The following is an 18969-nucleotide window of genomic DNA, read 5'->3' on the forward strand; positions in this document are numbered from 1 at the left end:
TCCCATAAGTAATGTTTCTAAAAACGGCCTAAATTGCCTTATGGCAGGTTTTGTATATATATTTAAAAGGTAAATGTGTAATGTCTAAGAAGACTGGTCAGGTGAAGTGGTTCAACGAAAGCAAAGGTTTTGGTTTTATTGAACAGAACGACGGTGGAAAAGATGTATTCGTACATTTCTCTGCAATCGCGACCGACGGTTTCAAAACTCTGGCTGAAGGCCAGCGTGTTGAGTATACCATCCAGGACAGCCCGCGCGGGCCGGCTGCCGCCAACGTTGTTGCTCTGTAATAAAACAGGGAATAGCGTAAAACGATCTTAATACAACCATGATGATGCGTTATTGCTGATTCATTGCGGAAGATATTAAGTTCAACAAGCCCGCCGTAGTGCGGGTTTTTTATTTTTTGCTCACGAGAGGTTTGTTACGAAAAACTTTAGGATGGGCTGGTAGCGTCCAACAATAATAAAAATGACGTTGTTAAGGATGCTCAAGTAAAAGGATATAAGTTATGTTTAAAAATACTGTGTTACAAATGGGCCGTGTGAAATGGTTTGATCAGGCCGCAGGCTATGGCTTTATTTCACCGGTAGACGGTAGCGACGAAATCTATGTAAGCCGTCGTTCTATTGCCAATACTAAAAATAAATCATTGAACGAAGGTCAGAACGTCGAGTTCTCGATCTATCGCAGCTCTCATGGGCTGTCAGCGGCAGACGTTATCGCGTTCTGACCCACCCCTTCCTCGCCAGTGCCGGTGCCGCCACCCCAAGCACTGGCGAAGATAAATTCCCCGATATCCACTATTATCAAGCGATTGCTCAATCACTTCGGATATCAGGATGAACACCCCCGTTATTTCTCTTACTGCCGCCCGTGCGCTCCACCTTGCCGCACAGGGGTTGTTAACCCCGATAAAACGTAAAGCCAAGCCCGACGATGTGGTTGCCGCCATTCAGCGTATGGGCCTCCTGCAAATAGACACCATCAGCGTTGTCGCTCGCAGCCCCTATTTGGTGCTGTTCAGCCGCTTGGGTGATTATCAGTCCGAATGGCTGGAACAGGCGCTGGCCGGTAGACAGTTGTTCGAGTACTGGGCACATGAAGCCTGCTTTTTACCCATTGAAGATTTTGGCCTGCTGCGACATCGTATGCTGCAGCCGCAGGGTATGGGCTGGAAGTATTCCGAAGAGTGGATGCAGGACCATCGCACCGCAATTGATGCACTGCTGCAACATATTGAAGCCACTGGCCCCGTACGTTCGGCGGATTTTAGCGCCGAGAAGAAAGGGAACAGCGGTTGGTGGGATTGGAAGCCGGAAAAGCGGCATCTTGAGATCCTGTTTACCGCCGGCAAACTTATGGTGGCTGAGCGACGCAACTTCCACCGCGTTTATGATCTTACGGAAAGGCTAATGCCCTATTGGGATGATAACAGGCACGTATTGGCGGCCGATCATGCGCGGCATGAGATGCTGACGCGTACCTGTCGCTTCCTGGGGATATTCAAGGCTGAATGGTTGGCAGATTACTACCGACTGAAGCGAGTGGCGCCGAAGGCACTCTTGGCCGGGTTGCAGCAGCAGGGAGAAGTGCTGCCGGTGTTGATCGACGGATTGGACGGGGAGTTTTACGTACACCATTCGCTGGCCGAAGAACTGCACCTGGCGGAGCAAGGTAAGCTGAAATCAAGCGTAACCACTCTGCTTTCTCCCTTCGATCCAGTGGTTTGGGATCGCCGCCGCGCCCTGGAGTTGTTCGATTTCGATTACCGGTTGGAGTGTTACACGCCAAAAGAAAAACGGCAGTATGGCTATTTCACCCTTCCCGTGTTGCAACGTGGAGAACTGATTGGTCGCATTGATGCAAAAATGCATCGTCGGCAGGGTATATTTGAAATCATCAGTTTCCATCCGCAGACCAAGGTTCGCTTTGGTATACAGCGTATGCAGGACATTCGGCAAGCTATCACCCGTAGTGCAAAATGGCACGGTGCAAATCAGGTTATTTTGGGTGATATTCCGGCGCCGCTGGCGACCGAATGGCGCGAGGGTTGGGAAGTAGAATAACGAACGGCGTTGTCGGCGTGGGTAAAACGAATTCCAGCGCCGCTCGTTACAAGGGGGTGGCCTCAGTTGCTGAAGTTGGCAAACAGGGCGATGATCTTATGAATACGTTTGATCATGAGAAATATCTTTTTGTGATCTGAATCACAAAATTCTACGCCTGCGCCATTGCCAGTTCAATCCCTGCAGCAGATTAAAACGCAACAGCAAGGCAGCCGGTGATTAACCTGGCGCATAGCGTTGTGCTATCCTCATCCACTTTCCTTACGTAAGATCTCCACCCTGGAGGATGCATGGACCACCGTTTACTCGAAATCGTTGCCTGTCCGGTCTGCAACGGTAAGCTCTATTTCAACAAAGAAAACCAGGAACTGGTGTGTAAAGTGGATGGCCTGGCCTACCCGCTGCGTGATGGCATTCCGGTTCTGCTGGAAAATGAGGCGCGGGCGCTTTCATTGGATGAGAAACACGCATGAGTTTCATCGCTATTATTCCAGCTCGTTATGCTTCAACCCGTTTGCCTGGGAAACCACTGGCCGATATTCACGGTAAGCCGATGGTGGTGCACGTCATGGAACGTGCGCGCGAGTCCGGTGCCAGCCGCGTCATTGTGGCGACCGACCACCCAGCCGTCGCCGAAGCGGTGAAAGCGGCCGGTGGTGAAGTTTGCATGACCCGGGCCGATCACAATTCGGGCACCGAACGTTTGGCTGAAGTGATCGAGCATTATGGCTTTAATGATGACGAAATCATCGTTAACGTTCAGGGTGACGAACCTCTTATCCCTCCGGTCATAGTACGGCAGGTGGCTGAAAACCTGGCGGGCAGCCAGGCTGGTATGGCTACCTTGGCAGTGCCGATCGACAGTGCGGAAGAAGCCTTCAACCCCAATGCAGTTAAGGTGGTTATGGATGCGCAGGGCTATGCGCTCTACTTTTCGCGCGCCACCATTCCGTGGGATCGTGAACGTTTCGCCCAATCCAAAGAGAGCATCGGCGACAGCCTGTTGCGGCATATCGGCATTTACGCCTATCGCGCCGGCTTTGTACGCCGTTATGTCACCTGGGCGCCAAGCCAACTGGAACAAATTGAGTTGCTGGAGCAGTTGCGGGTGCTGTGGTACGGCGAAAAAATCCACGTGGCGGTTGCCAAGGCAATGCCGAGCGTGGGTGTTGATACGCCGGAAGACTTGCAGCGTGTCCGTGACAGCATGAAAAGCTGATCATTGAACGCCGGTGCGCCACACGGCACGCCGGCGGTATTATCATTTCCCTTCTTATATCCCCATTTTGTTGATCTGCGTTGAAGAATTTATCTGCTTAGCGTTCGATGATAGCTGCGTCTCTTCCTATCTCTTGAGGCTATTTCCTTATGGAGCAGTTACGCGCTGAACTGAGTATTGTGCTGGGTGAGTCTATCAGCCGACTGGAACGCGTCAGCGAGCAGCCTTATGCACACATGTATTCACTGTACGACCAACAGGGGCACGCTATTCCGCTGATGGCGAAAAGCTTTGTCTGCCAAGGGATTGCCCAGCAGGAGGCCTATAAGCTGTCGATGCTGGCGCGCGAAGGCGATATTCGTTTGCCGACGGTGTATGGCGTGGTCTATACCCAGCAATCACCCTATAAAGAGATCTTGCTGATAGAACGTTTGCGGGGCGTATCCGCAGAAGCGCCGACGCGCACACCGGATCGCTGGAATTCGTTGATGGAACAGGTGGTCGACGGCGTATTAGCCTGGCACCGTATCGACAGCCACGGCTGCGTCGGCACGGTCGACAGCACTCAGGAAAACGACTGGTTCTGTTGGTATCAACAGCGGGTGGAAGTGCTGTGGTCAACGGTCAGCAACCTTAATTCGCCGCAGCTGACGATGGCAGACCGTCGCTTGCTGTATCGCACACGTGAAGCATTGACCCATTTTTTTGTCGGATTTGACGATCCCTGCGTGCTGGTGCACGGCAACTTGTCGCTACGCAGTATGTTAAAAGACCCCAAAAGCGATCAATTACTGGCGATGTTGAACCCTGGAATGATGCTGTGGGCGCCACGGGAATATGAGCTTTTCAGGCTGTGTGAGGCAGGAATGCCCAGTCAGTTGCTGTTTTATTATTTGCAACGTGCGCCGGTGGCGGAATCTTTCCTGGTGCGGCGCTGGTTGTATGTGGTGTGGGAGGCGGTGGGGCGGTTGATTCATACCGGCAAGCTGGATCGGCAACCGTTTGATTATGCTTCCAAACAGCTGCTGCCCTGGCTTGCCGGTTAAGCTGGTTTAGTCGACAGAAACCTCATCGGCCCCTTTAAGCCATTGCCAAAGGCTGCCGAGCGTTTCATACCAGGCGCGTTCGCTGTGGCCAAGGAACATAGCCGATGGCACCACGCGATCCCAGATATTCAAACGTGAGCTGATGGCCAATTGGTTGGCTGGTGCCGGAATAGGGTGCAGCCCCTTGGCTTCAAAGAAGCGCATCGCCCGTGGCAAATGGTTAGCCGAGGTCACCAGAATAAAGGGCTGCTGCCCGACCAGCTTCGACACCTGCAATGCCTCTTGCTCGGTATCCATCGGGCGATCCAACAGCACCATGTCGCTGCCTGGCACTCCCAGGCTTTCCGCTACCTTCGCCGCCGTCGCCGCGTTACTCAGAGTATTGGGGCCTCCGGCTCCGGTAAACACCATTTTTGCGCCGGGATGCGCGAGATACAGGCGCACGCCTTCCGTGACGCGTGGCAGGCTGTTACCGATCAGGTTGGAACTGGGGGCCCAATCGGGATTAAAGGTATAGCCGCCCCCCAGCACCACGATATACTTTACCGGGTCAGTGCCGCGATAGGTGACATACTCCGATTCGATTGGGCGTAGCAGCCTGTCGGCCACCGGCTGCAGGCTGAAAAGCAGCAAAAACAGCCAGCTCACCGTCAAAATGACCCTGCCGCTTTTTTGCCAACGGGTGAACCATAGCAGCAACAGCGCCAGTCCCATCAACAGCAGCAGCGCAGGTAACGGCATTAAAATGGCGCCAATGAACTTTTTCAGGTTAAACAGCATCAAAAATCAGGTCCTTTTGGGCGAAAAAACGACATCCGGGCACATTCAGGCCGCAAGAAGATTCATTCTAAGCCAGTCTGTGCCAAAATAGCAGGTTTGAATGGGCTGGCGCTTTGCCCCCAACAGAATAAGATCAGCGGAGCCGTTGTCCATGCAGGATCGCAATTTTGACGATATTGCTGAAAAGTTTGCGCGTAATATTTACGGCACCACCAAAGGGAAAATCCGTCAGGCGGTAGTCTGGCAGGATCTGACCACGCTGTTGGCCCAGTTGCCGCAGCGGCCGCTGCGCATTCTGGATGCCGGCGGCGGCGAAGGCCATATGGCTTGCCAATTGGCAGAATTAGGACATCAGGTGTTGTTGTGCGATCTTTCTGGTGAGATGATCCAACGCGCCGCATTACTGGCTGAGCAGAAAGGTGTGAGCCAGAACATGCAATTCATACAAAGTTCAGCACAGGATATTGGCCAACATTTGGAACAGCCGGTTGATCTGGTATTGTTTCATGCTGTGCTTGAATGGATTGCCGAACCTGAAGCGGCACTGCGGGCGTTGTTCGACTGCCTGCTGCCAGGTGGCGCACTGTCATTGATGTTCTTTAATGCCAATGGCCTCTTGATGCGTAACGTGGTGTTGGGTAATTTCCAACTGGTGAACCCCGAGGTCAGAAGGCGCAGAAAGCGTTCGTTGTCACCGCAATATCCACATAGTCCGCCGCAGGTATACGGCTGGCTGGAACAATTGGGCATGCGCATCAGCGGGAAAACCGGCGTGCGGGTGTTCCACGATTACCTGCAAAGCAGGCAGTTACAGACGCAAAAATTTGAAGAGTTACTGGCGCTTGAACAGCACTATTGCCGGCAGGAGCCGTACGTGAGTTTGGGGCGCTATATTCACGTCATGGCGCATAAACCAAACCTGAAGGACGAACTATGAGTGAATTTTCCCAGACAGTACCCGAACTGGTCGCCTGGGCACGGAAAAATGATTTCTCTATTTCGCTCCCTACGGAGCGTCTCGCGTTTTTGCTTGCTATCGCCACATTGAACGGCGAGCGGCTGGACGGCGAGATGAGCGAAGGTGAGCTGGTTGATGCATTTCGCCATGTCAGCAAGGGTTTCGAACAGACGCATGAAACGGTGGCGGTCCGCGCCAACAATGCGATTAACGACATGGTGCGCCAGCGCCTGTTAAACCGCTTCACCAGCGAACTGGCGGACGGTAACGCAATTTACCGTTTGACGCCGCTGGGGATCGGCATTACCGATTACTATATTCGTCAGCGCGAATTCTCCACGCTGCGTCTGTCGATGCAGCTGTCGATCGTGGCGCAGGAGCTGAAACGCGCCGCCGACGCCGCCGAAGAGGGCGGTGACGATTTCCACTGGCACCGCAACGTATTTGCCCCGCTGAAATATTCGGTAGCGGAAATCTTCGACAGCATCGACATGACCCAACGGGTGATGGATGAACAGCAGCAGGGCGTAAAAGATGATATCGCCGCGCTGCTGAACCAGGACTGGCGGGCAGCCATTTCCAGCTGTGAGATGCTGCTGTCCGAAACCTCAGGCACCCTGCGTGAACTGCAGGATACTCTGGAGGCGGCAGGCGACAAGCTGCAGGCCAACCTGCTGCGCATTCAGGATGCTACACTGGGTGGCGCGGAGCTGGGCTTCGTCGATAAGCTGGTGTTCGACTTGCAAAGCAAGCTCGACCGCATCATCAGTTGGGGCCAGCAGGCGATCGACCTGTGGATTGGCTACGACCGCCACGTGCACAAATTTATCCGTACCGCGATCGACATGGACAAGAACCGGGTGTTCGCTCAGCGTTTGCGCCAGTCGGTGCAGAACTATTTCGACAATCCATGGACACTGACCCATGCCAACGCCGATCGCCTGCTGGATATGCGTGACGAAGAGCTGGCCTTGCGCAGCGAGGAAGTGACCGGGGAATTGCCGCCGGATCTGGAATTCGAGGAGTTCAGCGAAATTCGCGAGCAGCTGGCGGCCATGATCGAACAGGCGTTGAAGATTTATCAGGAACAACAGATGCCGCTCAATTTAGGGGCGGTGATGCGCGATTATCTGGCGCAATATCCGCGTGCCCGTCATTTCGATGTGGCACGTATAGTGGTCGACCAGGCAGTGCGCCTTGGTGTGGCTGAAGCAGATTTTTCAGGGTTGCCGGCACAATGGCAGGCAATCAATGATTACGGAGCCAAGGTCCAGGCCCATGTCATCGACAAATATTGAACAAGTAATGCCAGTCAAGCTGGCCAAGGCATTGTCTAACGCGCTGTTCCCTGCGCTGGACAGCCATCTGCGCGCAGGTCGTCACATCGGTATCGATGAGCTGGACAACCACGCCTTCTTAATGGATTTCCAGGATGAACTGGAAGAGTTTTACGCCCGCTACAGCGTGGAGTTGATCCGCGCGCCGGAAGGGTTCTTCTATCTGCGTCCGCGGTCCACTACCCTGATCCCGCGTTCGGTTTTATCCGAACTGGACATGATGGTGGGGAAAATCCTGTGCTATCTCTATCTCAGCCCGGAGCGTCTGGCGCATGAGGGGATTTTCAGCCACCAGGAGCTGTACGACGAGTTGCTGAGCCTGGCGGACGAAACCAAATTGCTGAAGTTCGTTAATCAGCGCTCTACCGGTTCGGATCTCGATCGCCAGAAGCTGCACGAAAAAGTGCGCACTTCACTGAACCGCCTGCGTCGTCTGGGCATGATCTACTTCATGGGCAATGACAGCAGCAAGTTCCGCATCACCGAAGCGGTGTTCCGCTTTGGCGCCGATGTGCGCAGCGGTGACGATCCGCGTGAAGCACAGTTACGTATGATCCGTGACGGCGAAGCGATGCCGGTTGAAAACAGCCTGTCGCTGACTGATGAAAGCGATGCTGAAGATTCGCAGCTTGATACCACACCGGACAGTGCAGAGGATGAACAGGAATGATTGAACGCGGTAAATTTCGCTCGCTGACGCTGGTCAACTGGAACGGCTTCTTCGCCCGCACCTTTGATCTCGATGAGTTGGTGACCACGCTGTCCGGCGGTAACGGGGCAGGGAAATCCACCACCATGGCGGCTTTCGTCACTGCGCTTATCCCCGACTTGACGCTGTTGCACTTTCGTAACACCACCGAAGCCGGCGCCACCAGCGGCTCGCGCGACAAGGGTCTGCACGGTAAGCTGCGTGCCGGGGTGTGTTATTCCACTCTCGACGTGATCAACTCACGCCACCAGCGTGTCGTGGTGGGCGTGCGCCTGCAACAGGTGGCCGGCCGTGACCGTAAAGTGGACATCAAGCCATTCACCATCCAGGGCCTGCCAACGGCAGTACAGCCGACCGAACTTTTGACCCAAACGGTGGGCGAGCGCCAGGCGCGCGTGCTGACACTGCAGGAGTTGAAAGAGCGCGTTGAAGAGATGGAAGGCGTGCAGTTCAAGCAATTCAACTCCATCACCGACTACCACTCATTAATGTTCGATCTGGGCGTGATCCCGAAACGCTTGCGTTCATCGTCCGATCGCAGCAAGTTCTATCGCCTGATCGAAGCTTCACTGTACGGCGGTATTTCCAGCGCCATCACCCGCTCATTGCGCGACTATCTGTTGCCGGAAAACAGCGGCGTGCGCAAGGCCTTCCAGGACATGGAAGCGGCGCTGCGTGAAAACCGCATGACGCTGGAAGCGATCCGCGTGACCCAAAGCGATCGCGATCTGTTCAAGCACCTGATTTCAGAAGCCACCTCCTACGTGGCGGCGGACTATATGCGCCATGCCAATGAGCGACGTATTCATCTGGACGGCGCGCTGGCATTACGCAGCGATCTGTTGGGCAGCCGCAAACAGCTGGCTGCTGAGCAGTATCGCCATGTGGAAATGGCGCGCGAACTGGCGGAGCAGAGTGGCGCAGAATCCGATCTGGAAACGGATTATCAGGCCGCCAGCGATCACCTTAACCTGGTGCAGACGGCGATGCGTCAGCAGGAAAAGATCGAGCGCTATGAAGGCGATCTGGAAGAGCTGACTTACCGTCTGGAAGAACAGAACGAAGTGGTGGCGGAGGCCAGCGAACAGCAGGCCGAAAACGAAGCGCGCGCCGAGGCGGCCGAACTGGAAGTGGATGAGCTGAAAAGCCAACTCGCCGACTACCAGCAGGCGCTGGACGTGCAGCAGACCCGCGCCATTCAATATCAGCAAGCGTTGCAGGCGTTGGAACGTGCGCGAGCACTGTGCCAATTGCCGGAGCTGACCGCCGAAAATGCCGAACAGTGGCTGGATACCTTCCAGGCGCGCGAGCAAGAGGCGACGGAAGCCTTGCTGATGCTCGAGCAGAAACTGAGCGTGGCCGATGCCGCGCACGGTCAGTTTGAACAGGCTTATCAGCTGGTGGGGAAAATCGCCGGTCAGGTCAGCCGCAGCGAAGCCTGGCAGTGCGCGCGCGAATTGCTGCGCGACTGGCCATCGCAACAACACCTTGCCGAACGCGTACAGCCATTGCGCATGCGCCTGAGCGAGCTGGAACAACGTCTGCGCTCCCAGCAGGATGCCGAACGCCTGCTGCAGGAATTCTGCAAGCGCCATGGTCAGCAGTATCAGCCGGATGAACTCGATGCTCTGCAACAAGAGCTGGAAGAGCGTCTGGAGTCGCTGTCGCAAAGCGTCAGCGAGGCCGGCGAACGTCGGATGGAAATGCGCCAGGAACTGGAGCAAATTCAGCAACGCATTCGTGAGCTCACCACCCGCGCCCCTGTCTGGTTAGCGGCGCAGGATGCTCTGAGCCAGCTCAGCGAGCAGAGCGGCGAACCGCTGGAAAGCAGCCAGCAGGTGACTGAGTACATGCAGCAACTGCTGGAGCGCGAACGTGAAACCACCGTTGAGCGTGACGAAGTGGCTGCCAGCAAGCGTGCGGTTGAAGCGCAGATCGAACGTCTCAGCCAGCCGGGCGGGGCCGAAGACCAACGCCTGGTTACGCTGGCCGAACGTTTTGGCGGCGTGCTGCTCTCCGAAATTTACGACGATGTCACTATCGACGATGCGCCTTACTTCTCCGCATTGTATGGCCCGTCGCGTCACGCGATCGTGGTGCCGGATCTGTCGCTGGTCCGCGAAATGCTGGAAGGGTTGGAAGATTGCCCGGAAGATCTCTATCTGATCGAAGGGGATCCGCAGTCATTCGATGACAGCGTGTTCGCCGTTGAAGAGCAAGACCGAGCGGTGTTGGTGAAAACCGCCGATCGCCAATGGCGTTACTCCCGTTATCCGGAAGTGCCGCTGTTTGGTCGCGCCGCCCGCGAAAACCGCCTGGAAGTGCTGCACGCCGAGCGTGAAACGCTGGCCGAGCGTTACGCCACGCTGTCATTCGACGTGCAAAAGACCCAGCGTTCGCATCAGGCCTTCAGCCGCTTCATTGGCTCTCATCTGGCGGTGGCGTTTGACGCCGATCCGGAAGCGGAAATCCGCAGCCTCACTTCCCGTCGCGGTGAAGTAGAGCGCGCGCTGAACAACCATGAAGCGCAGAACCAGCAGCAACGCCAGCAATATGAGCAGGCGAAAGAAGGCATCTCCGCGCTGAACCGCCTGATGCCGTTGGTCTCATTGTTAAACGATGAAACCTTGCAGGATCGCGTAGAAGAAATCCGTGAAGAGCTGGAAGAGGCGCAGGATGCCGCGCGTCATATTCAGCAGCACGGCGTTTCCCTGACCAAGCTGGAGCCGTTGCTGTCGGTGCTGCAAAGCGATCCGCAGCAACATGAACAGCTGCAGCAGGATTACATCCAGGCGCAAAGCGTACAGCGTCAGGCTAAACAGCAGGCGTTTGCCTTGATCGAAGTGGTACAGCGCCGCGCGCACTTCGGTTATACCGACTCTGCCGGTATGCAAAACGCCAACAACGATTTGAACGACAAGCTGCGCCAACGTCTTGAACACGCGGAAGCGGAACGTACCCGCGCCCGCGAGCAGTTACGTCAGTACCAGACCCAGTTTACTCAGTACAGCCAGGTGTTGGCGTCGCTGAAAAGCTCGTATGACGCCAAGCGCGACATGCTGAAAGAACTGAGCCAGGAGCTGGTCGACATTGGCGTACAGGCGGATGCCAATGCTGAAGCCCGTGCCCGCGCACGTCGTGATGAACTGCACGCTGGCCTGAGCAACAACCGCGCGCGCCGTAACCAGTTGGAAAAACAGCTGACCTTCTGCGAGGCGGAAATGGACGGCTTGCAGAAGAAACTGCGTAAGCTTGAGCGTGATTACCATCAGTTGCGTGAGCAGGTGGTGACCGCCAAGGCGGGCTGGTGCGCTGTGATGCGCATGGTGAAAGACAATGGAGTTGAGCGTCGTCTGCACCGTCGCGAACTGGCTTATATGGACGGCGACGAACTGCGCTCGATGTCGGATAAGGCGCTCGGTGCGCTGCGTCTGGCAGTATCGGATAACGAACACCTGCGTGACGTGCTGCGTCTGTCGGAAGATCCTAAGCGTCCTGAACGCAAGATCCAGTTCTATATCGCGGTGTACCAGCATCTGCGCGAGCGTATTCGTCAGGACATCATTCGTACTGATGACCCGGTCGAGGCTATCGAGCAGATGGAAATCGAGCTGGGCCGTCTGACCGAAGAACTGACCGCCCGTGAGCAGAAGCTGGCGATCAGTTCCAAGAGCGTGGCGAACATCATTCGCAAAACCATCCAGCGCGAACAGAACCGTATCCGCATGCTCAACCAGGGCTTGCAGGCGGTTTCCTTCGGTCAGGTGAAAAGCGTGCGATTGAACGTCAACGTGCGTGAAGCGCATGCGACCCTATTGGACGTGCTCTCTGAGCAGCAGGAACAGCATCAGGATCTGTTTAACAGCAACCGCCTGACCTTCTCAGAAGCGCTGGCCAAGCTGTACCAGCGCCTGAATCCGCAGATTGATATGGGCCAGCGCACGCCGCAGACCATCGGTGAAGAGCTGCTGGATTACCGTAACTACCTCGAGCTGGAAGTGGAAGTGTTCCGCGGCTCCGACGGCTGGTTGCGTGCCGAGAGCGGCGCGTTGTCTACCGGTGAAGCGATCGGTACCGGGATGTCGATTCTGGTGATGGTGGTACAGAGTTGGGAAGAAGAATCTCGCCGCCTGCGCGGTAAAGATATCTCCCCATGCCGTCTGCTGTTCCTCGATGAAGCGGCACGACTGGATGCCAAATCTATCGCGACCCTGTTCGAGCTGTGCGATCGCCTGGAAATGCAGCTGATTATTGCCGCACCGGAAAACATCAGCCCGGAAAAAGGGACCACGTATAAGCTGGTGCGTAAGGTGTTCCAGAACCATGAACACGTACACGTTGTGGGGCTGCGCGGTTTCGCTAACGAACCGCCTGCGGCACTGGGTGTCACCGCGGCTGAAACGCCGTAAGCGCAAAAAAGCCCGCTAATAATCTGAAAATAGCCGCCCTGGGGTGGCTATTTTTTTGTACACATGGATGATAGTCCTGCTTTTTTATCCGCTTTTAAACGGGTAGCTTAATGAATTACAGTTATTCATTAGTGCCAAAGGGCAAAATGGCTTTTCTGTTCGTATACTGAAACTAATAAGCTGTCTTAGTTGTATTTTTTGTGAGCATACAGGGGGCAATGGATGTTGCTTAGAAATGGAAACAAGGTACGACGTTTGGCGTTGAGTTGCGCAATGGCATGTGGTCTTGCGTCGTCGCTACCCGTATGGGCAACCGTTCCTGCATTCCCGGTGGCGTCTTCCGGCATGTCAGTTGCGCAAAGTCGTTCGGAATTGCTTGCGGCATTGCCTAAAGGTATCACACCGCATTATCTTTCAACGCTTGCTCCTTTGTACGCAGCGAACCGGATGCAACTGATGTGGCAGGATCGCGAAGCGGTACAGCAATTTCAGCAGCAGTTGGCCGAGTTGGCGATGTCTGGCGTTCAGCCGCAGTTCACCCAATGGGTGAAATTGCTGACCAATCCAGCCATTACCGGTGTGGCCCGCGATATCGTACTGTCTGATGCGATGTTGGGCTATTTGCAGTTCGTTTCATCGATCGGCGCCAATGGCAACAGCTGGCTGTACAGCAACATTCCCTACAAGCTCGGTTTACCACCGAATACGGTGATTAACCAGTGGCAGTTGGCGGTGCGTCAGGGTAAAACGGTGCCGTATGTCAACTCGCTGGCACCGCAGCACCCGCAATACGCCAAGATGCATCAGGCATTACGCGACATGCTGGCTGATGGACGCCCATGGCCGCAGATGGCCAATGGCCCGAGTTTGCGCCCCGATCAACTGAGCGATGATATTCCTGCCTTGCGCGAGATCCTGGCGCGCAACGGTATGCTGACCACTTCTGCCGCGCCGGCAGAGGCGCAGGAGCCGCCTGCGGTATTGACCGGTTCGCGCAATGAGCCAGACGATGGTGGCTTATCGGTAGATGAAGAGAAAAATCGCGAGGCCCAGAGTGCGGTAGTCAGCCCGGCCGCCGCGCCGGTAAAAGACTTGGCGCCGTCACCGCAATCGCCGTTCAGTCAGCAGCAGGAGAGTCCGGTCACGGTCACGGACAATCGCTATACTGCCGATTTGGTTGAGGGCGTTAAACGCTTCCAGAAATGGCAAGGGTTGAGCGCTGATGGCGTGATTGGCGTACGCACCCGCGAATGGCTTAACGTGACGCCGCAAATGCGAGCTTCGCTGTTAGCCTTGAACATCCAGCGTTTACGCATTCTTCCCGGTCGTGTTGACACCGGAATTATGGTCAACATTCCTAACTACTCGTTGACCTATTACCTGAACGGCAATGAGGTGCTTTCGTCACGGGTGATCGTAGGGCGGCCCAGCCGCAAGACGCCGTTGATGAACAGTGCGCTGAACAATGTGGTAGTTAACCCGCCGTGGAACGTGCCGACTACGCTGGTGCGCGAAGACATTGTGCCGAAGGCGATGCGTGACGGCAGCTACTTCCAAAAACACGGTTATACCGTGCTTTCCGGCTGGAGCAACGATGCTGAGGTGATCAACCCGGCAATGATCGACTGGAATATGGTGTCGGCCCGCAACTTCCCGTACCGGATCCGCCAGGCTCCGGGAGCGACCAACTCGCTGGGGCGTTTTAAATTCAACATGCCGAGTTCGGACGCCATCTATTTGCACGACACGCCGAACCATAACCTGTTCCAGAAAGACATTCGTGCCCTGAGCTCTGGTTGCGTGCGGGTCAACAAGGCTTCGGATTTGGCGAATATGCTGTTGCAGGATGCGGGCTGGAACAATACCCGTGTTTCCTCCACCCTAAAACAGGGAAATACCACCTACGTAAATATCCGCCAGCATATTCCGGTTAAATTGTATTATTTAACCGCCTGGGTCTCTGATGATGGAAAGCCACAATTCCGTACAGATATTTACAATTACGATGATACGGTGAGATCGGGTGCACAAATTTTGGCTCAGGCCGAAAAATTAATGCAATAAATGCAGTAATTATAAATAAATAACGGTCAGAATATCGGGCCATGGTGCAGGCACTCATTCCGTGAGTGCCTGCAAACCGCGGGATATCACGGGTTGACTCAATCAGTGTGGGCGGTTATGGTTCAGGCAGTGCGCTGTTTTGTGCATATATTTTGATATTCTTGCCGGGTTTAACAGAAACATGGACAAAATTGATCATCATCGCCGTAAGTGGCTGGCGTTAGGTAGCGCCGCTGTGGGCATAGCGCTGCTCCCTGGGCAAGCCTTTGCCAGTCTTTCTACTTCGCGCCCGCGTATTCTTGTCGTTAATAATATGCATACGGGCGAATCCTTGAAAGCCGAATTCTTCGACGGCAAGGGATATAATAAAGACGAATTAGTTCGTCTTAATCATCTCTTCCGTGATTATCGAGCCAATAAAGTCAAGTCGATCGATCCTCGTCTATTTGATCACCTCTATCGCCTGCAGGGTCTGTTGGGCACCAACAAACCGGTACAGCTGGTTTCAGGTTATCGTTCCCTGGATACCAACAATGAGCTGCGTGAGCGCAGCCGCGGTGTGGCCAAGCACAGCTATCATACCAAGGGCCAGGCGATGGACTTCCATATCGAAGGCATCCAGTTGAGCAATATCCGCAAAGCGGCGTTAAAAATGAGCGCCGGTGGTGTAGGATATTACCCACGTAGCAACTTTGTACACATCGATACCGGCCCGGTGCGGACCTGGTAATCGCTGTGCACCATAAGTGAGTAGCGCCAGCCCATCAGGGTATGGCGCTGTTGTCGTTGGAGCCTTATGAAATACCAAATTATTCCCGTTACCGCTTTTAGTCAGAATTGCAGCCTGATCTGGTGTGAGAGTACTCAACAGGCGGCGTTGGTCGATCCCGGCGGCGAAGCGGAAAAATTAAAGACCGAAATTGCCAGGCAGGGCGTGACGGTCACGCAGATCCTGTTGACGCACGGCCATCTCGATCACGTAGGGGCAGCGGCTGAGCTGGCGGAACACTATCAGGTACCGATCTACGGTCCGGACAAGGAAGACGCTTTCTGGTTGGATGGTCTGCCTGCACAGAGCCGGATGTTTGGTCTGGAAGAGTGTGCGCCTCTGACGCCAACTCGCTGGCTGGAAGAAGGGGACAGCGTGCAGGTGGGTGAAATGACGCTCAAGGTGCTGCATTGCCCGGGTCATACTCCTGGTCATATTGTGTTTATTAATGAGCAGGCGCGGTTGGCGCTGGTGGGTGACGTATTGTTTAACGGTGGCGTGGGTCGCAGCGACTTCCCACGCGGCGATCACCAGGCATTAATCAACTCGATCCGCACCAAGCTCCTGCCACAGGGGGATGACATGGCGTTTATCCCGGGGCACGGACCGATATCTACCTTCGGTCAGGAGCGTGAAACCAATCCGTTCCTGCGAGAAGAACCGGCCATCTGGTAAGGTTATTTCCCGGCAGAAATAACTAAGGGGCGCATTTAGCGCCCCTTTTGCTTATTTGAAACCGTAACCTTTACAGCACGGCGACGATGGCTTCACACAGAGGCGCCATATTGTCTGGCGTCATGCCGGCGACGTTAACCCGGCCGGAGTTAACGGCGTAAACGCCAAATTCGTCACGCAGGCGCAGCACCTGTTCTTTGGTCAATCCGCTGAACGAGAACATGCCGTTCTGATTAATGATAAAGCTGAAGTCCTGCTCTGCGCCTTTCTCCTGCAGAGTATTCACGAACAGCTGACGCATGCGGTGAATACGTTGACGCATATCGGTCAGCTCCTGCTCCCACAGGGCGCGCAGCGCATCATCACCCAGGATGGTCGCAACCACCGCAGCACCGTGGGACGGCGGGTTGGAGTAGTTGGCGCGAATGGCGGCTTTCACCTGGCTGAAGGCGCGGTCAGCGGTATCCGCATCTGCAGCCACCAGAGTACAGGCGCCGACGCGTTCGTTGTATAGGCCGAAATTCTTCGAGTACGAGCTGGCTACGATCAGTTCCTGATGCTTGGCGGCGAAAATACGCAGGCCCTGCGCATCTTCTTCCAGACCTTTCGCGAAGCCCTGATAAGCAAAGTCGAACAGCGGCAGCCAGCCGTTAGCCACAGACAGCTCGGCTAACTGAGCCCACTGCTCAGGCGTAGGGTCAATGCCGGTTGGGTTATGGCAGCAACCATGGAACAGGACCACATCGCCTACCTGAGCCTGTTTCAGGCTGTTCAGCAGGCCATCGAAGTCCAGCGCATGATTGGCCGCATCGTAGTAGGCATATTCCAGCACTTCCAGGCCGACGGCGCCAAACACATTTTTATGGTTCGGCCAGCTTGGGTTGCTGATCCAGATGCGTTTAGCGCTGGTCTGGTTGGCGATGAAGTCAGCTGCCACACGCAGGCCGCCGGTGCCACCAGGCGTTTGCGCGGTGCGCGCACGCTTGTCGGCAATGATTGGGCTTTGTTTGCCGAACAGCAGCTCTTGCGTGCAGTTGGCGAAAGCGGGGATGCCCTCAATGCCGAGATAGTTTTTGGTGGCTTCATTTTCCAGCAGATACTGCTCAGCTTTTTTCACGCTGGTCAGCACCGGCGTTTTGCCGGTTTCGTCTTTGTAGACGCCAATGCCCAAATTGATTTTGTTCGGGCGCGCGTCGGCGCGGAAAATGTCGGTCAGACCCAGAATCGGATCGGCAGGTGCAGCAGTGATTTTTTCAAACATGTCAGGTGCTTCCATGGCTCGGAGTTAAGCAGACAGAAGCATCAGGGTAGCGCCAGTTATGCGCTTTGCCAACCGTTTGCGAGAAAAACACAGCGATCTTGTGAAGGGCGCAGATTCAGCATAAAAAATGAGGAAGAAGGGGACATTGGCAGGATAAAAATTTACGCGTAGCGCAAAAACAAAAACAGGGCCGAAGCCCTGTTTTTTAACTTAGCCGACGGTGAACCGCCGTTAAGTGAGACAACTTAGAACTGGTAAACCAGACCAACACCTACGATATCATCGGTAGCGGTGCCAGTGGCTTTAGTGAACTCGTTGTCGTCCAGCAGGTTGATTTTGTAATCAACGTAGGTAGACATGTTTTTGTTGAAGTAGTAAGTGGTACCAACAGAAACATATTTAACCAGATCCTGGTCAGTACCTGCGCCAGGGACGTTCAGGTTCTTACCTTTAGACTGCAGGTAAGACACTTCTGGACGCAGACCGAAGTCGAACTGGTACTGTGCAGTCACTTCGAAGTTCTGAGTTTTGCTGGCGAAGCCGCCGCAATCGGTAGAAGCATTACAGGTTGAGCTGAAGTTGCCGCCGCCGAATGGAGTCATGTTACGAGTTTCTGCGTACATAGCTGCCAGGTAAACGTTGTTAGCGTCGTATTTCGCGCCAACGGTCCATGCATCAGCTTTGTCGCCACGTTCGTTAGAACGCAGTTTTTGATCATCGGTACGGTTGGAAGAAGCGTATGCTGCACCTACGCTGATGCCTTCGCCGATGTCATAAGTAGAAGACAGGCCCCAGCCGTCGCCGTTTTGTTTCTTGATGTCACGGTCATCGTTCTGGTTTTTACCTTGGTACTGAACAGCGAAGTTCAGACCGTCAACCAGACCGAAGAAGTTGTTGTTACGGTAAGTAGCAACGCCGTTGGTACGGCCAGTCATGTAGTTGTCGGTAATGGTGTAAGTATCGCCACCGAACTCTGGCAGCATATCTGTCCAGCCTTCTACGTCGTACAGTACGCCGTAGTTACGGCCGTAGTCGAATGAACCGTAGTCAGCAAATTTCAGACCAGCGAAGCCCAGACGAGTCTTGGTGCCTTCGGTGCCTTGAGATTCAGAGTGGTTAGCCTGAACGTTGTATTCCCACTGGCCGTAACCGGTCAGTTGGTCAGTAATCTGGGTTTCACCTTTGAAGCCGAAACGAACATAGGACTGATCGCCATCATTGCCTTTGTCGTCTGAGAAGTAGTGCAGACCGTCAACTTTACCGTACAGATCCAGTTTGTTGCCGTCTTTGTTGTAGATTTCAGCAGCGTTAGCTGCACCAGCGGCTAACAGAGCTGGGATTACCACTGCAAGAATATTGCGCTTCATCATTATATTACCCTCATTGGTGTTATTCGGACACCTTTGCCACTGCCGCCAATAATTCTTTTGGAACTATTGTTGATAGATTGGTGTCGTCCTGTGTCTGCACGCAGTGTTCCATTCACGGGCGGGTTAATCTAGAACGAAAATGCTACCAATGTCCCAATGAGGTTTCAAAAAGAAAGTATTTGTAACAAAATGTAATTTTGAGGGAACTTTGTGACGCAGGTCAATATTAAAAAATGCGAAAGGCCAGCTAAGCTGGCCTTGGTTTTGTAACTAAATTAATTAGAAAATGTATTATCTGATTAA

At 54.4% G+C, this 18969-nt stretch carries 16 protein-coding genes; 13 read left to right on the top strand and 3 right to left on the bottom strand.

The window, feature by feature from the left end:
- The first annotated feature begins 80 nt into the window (after nucleotides 1-80).
- The 6 genes from cspE (at nucleotide 81) to M495_RS08040 (ending at nucleotide 4334) form a co-directional block, all read left to right on the top strand.
- A complete protein-coding gene (gene cspE / locus M495_RS08015) occupies nucleotides 81-290 on the top strand; it encodes a transcription antiterminator/RNA stability regulator CspE (RefSeq protein WP_020826136.1) in 210 nt (69 codons plus the stop codon).
- A gap of 221 nt (nucleotides 291-511) precedes the next feature.
- Nucleotides 512-733: a cold-shock protein gene (locus M495_RS08020; protein WP_006320799.1), complete on the top strand. Its 222-nt coding sequence runs from the start codon at nucleotides 512-514 to the stop codon at nucleotides 731-733.
- 109 nt (nucleotides 734-842) lie between these two features.
- Entirely contained in the window at nucleotides 843-2069 is a 1227-nt protein-coding gene (locus tag M495_RS08025) for a winged helix-turn-helix domain-containing protein (RefSeq protein WP_020826137.1), read from the top strand.
- Between the two features lie 290 nt (nucleotides 2070-2359).
- A complete protein-coding gene (locus tag M495_RS08030; protein WP_006320791.1) occupies nucleotides 2360-2542 on the top strand; it encodes a Trm112 family protein in 183 nt (60 codons plus the stop codon).
- Nucleotides 2539-3288, top strand: a complete 750-nt coding sequence (gene kdsB, locus M495_RS08035; RefSeq protein WP_020826139.1) for a 3-deoxy-manno-octulosonate cytidylyltransferase — start codon at nucleotides 2539-2541, stop codon at nucleotides 3286-3288. The genes M495_RS08030 and kdsB overlap by 4 nt, the downstream gene beginning before the upstream one ends.
- 149 nt (nucleotides 3289-3437) lie before the next feature.
- Nucleotides 3438-4334 carry a YcbJ family phosphotransferase gene (locus M495_RS08040; protein ID WP_020826140.1) on the top strand — a complete coding sequence of 299 codons (897 nt, stop codon included), beginning with the start codon at nucleotides 3438-3440 and terminating at the stop codon, nucleotides 4332-4334.
- A gap of 6 nt (nucleotides 4335-4340) precedes the next feature.
- On the opposite strand, the gene elyC is transcribed toward M495_RS08040, so the two are convergent.
- On the bottom strand, nucleotides 4341-5114 hold the full coding sequence (elyC, locus tag M495_RS08045; RefSeq protein ID WP_020826141.1) for an envelope biogenesis factor ElyC: 774 nt from the start codon (nucleotides 5112-5114) through the stop codon (nucleotides 4341-4343).
- Nucleotides 5115-5265: 151 nt separating this feature from the next.
- On the opposite strand from elyC, the gene cmoM reads away from it, so the two are divergent.
- The 7 genes from cmoM (at nucleotide 5266) to M495_RS08080 (ending at nucleotide 16035) form a co-directional block, all read left to right on the top strand.
- Nucleotides 5266-6051 carry a tRNA uridine 5-oxyacetic acid(34) methyltransferase CmoM gene (gene cmoM / locus M495_RS08050; protein WP_020826142.1) on the top strand — a complete coding sequence of 262 codons (786 nt, stop codon included), beginning with the start codon at nucleotides 5266-5268 and terminating at the stop codon, nucleotides 6049-6051.
- Complete coding sequence (gene mukF / locus M495_RS08055; protein ID WP_020826143.1) at nucleotides 6048-7370, top strand: chromosome partition protein MukF; 1323 nt, start codon at nucleotides 6048-6050, stop codon at nucleotides 7368-7370. The genes cmoM and mukF overlap by 4 nt, the downstream gene beginning before the upstream one ends.
- A complete protein-coding gene (gene mukE, locus M495_RS08060) occupies nucleotides 7351-8079 on the top strand; it encodes a chromosome partition protein MukE (RefSeq protein WP_041414390.1) in 729 nt (242 codons plus the stop codon). The genes mukF and mukE overlap by 20 nt, the downstream gene beginning before the upstream one ends.
- Nucleotides 8076-12527 carry a chromosome partition protein MukB gene (gene mukB, locus M495_RS08065; protein WP_020826145.1) on the top strand — a complete coding sequence of 1484 codons (4452 nt, stop codon included), beginning with the start codon at nucleotides 8076-8078 and terminating at the stop codon, nucleotides 12525-12527. The genes mukE and mukB overlap by 4 nt, the downstream gene beginning before the upstream one ends.
- Before the next feature lie 222 nt (nucleotides 12528-12749).
- Nucleotides 12750-14591, top strand: coding sequence for a L,D-transpeptidase (gene ldtD, locus M495_RS08070; protein ID WP_051150508.1), 1842 nt, complete (start codon nucleotides 12750-12752; stop codon nucleotides 14589-14591).
- A 181-nt stretch (nucleotides 14592-14772) separates the two neighbouring features.
- Nucleotides 14773-15321, top strand: a complete 549-nt coding sequence (locus tag M495_RS08075) for a YcbK family protein (protein WP_020826147.1) — start codon at nucleotides 14773-14775, stop codon at nucleotides 15319-15321.
- A gap of 66 nt (nucleotides 15322-15387) precedes the next feature.
- On the top strand, nucleotides 15388-16035 hold the full coding sequence (locus M495_RS08080; protein ID WP_020826148.1) for an MBL fold metallo-hydrolase: 648 nt from the start codon (nucleotides 15388-15390) through the stop codon (nucleotides 16033-16035).
- A gap of 70 nt (nucleotides 16036-16105) precedes the next feature.
- Here M495_RS08080 and M495_RS08085 read toward each other — a convergent pair whose 3' ends face one another.
- Both M495_RS08085 and ompC read right to left on the bottom strand, forming a co-directional pair.
- Nucleotides 16106-17296, bottom strand: coding sequence for an amino acid aminotransferase (locus tag M495_RS08085; protein WP_020826149.1), 1191 nt, complete (start codon nucleotides 17294-17296; stop codon nucleotides 16106-16108).
- A gap of 245 nt (nucleotides 17297-17541) precedes the next feature.
- The gene (gene ompC / locus M495_RS08090) at nucleotides 17542-18666 is read right to left on the bottom strand and encodes a porin OmpC (protein ID WP_020826150.1); all 1125 of its coding nucleotides are present in this window, start codon (nucleotides 18664-18666) and stop codon (nucleotides 17542-17544) included.
- Between the last annotated feature and the right edge of the window lie 303 nt (nucleotides 18667-18969).

Source organism: Serratia liquefaciens ATCC 27592 (genome assembly GCF_000422085.1).
Taxonomy (GTDB): domain Bacteria; phylum Pseudomonadota; class Gammaproteobacteria; order Enterobacterales; family Enterobacteriaceae; genus Serratia; species Serratia liquefaciens.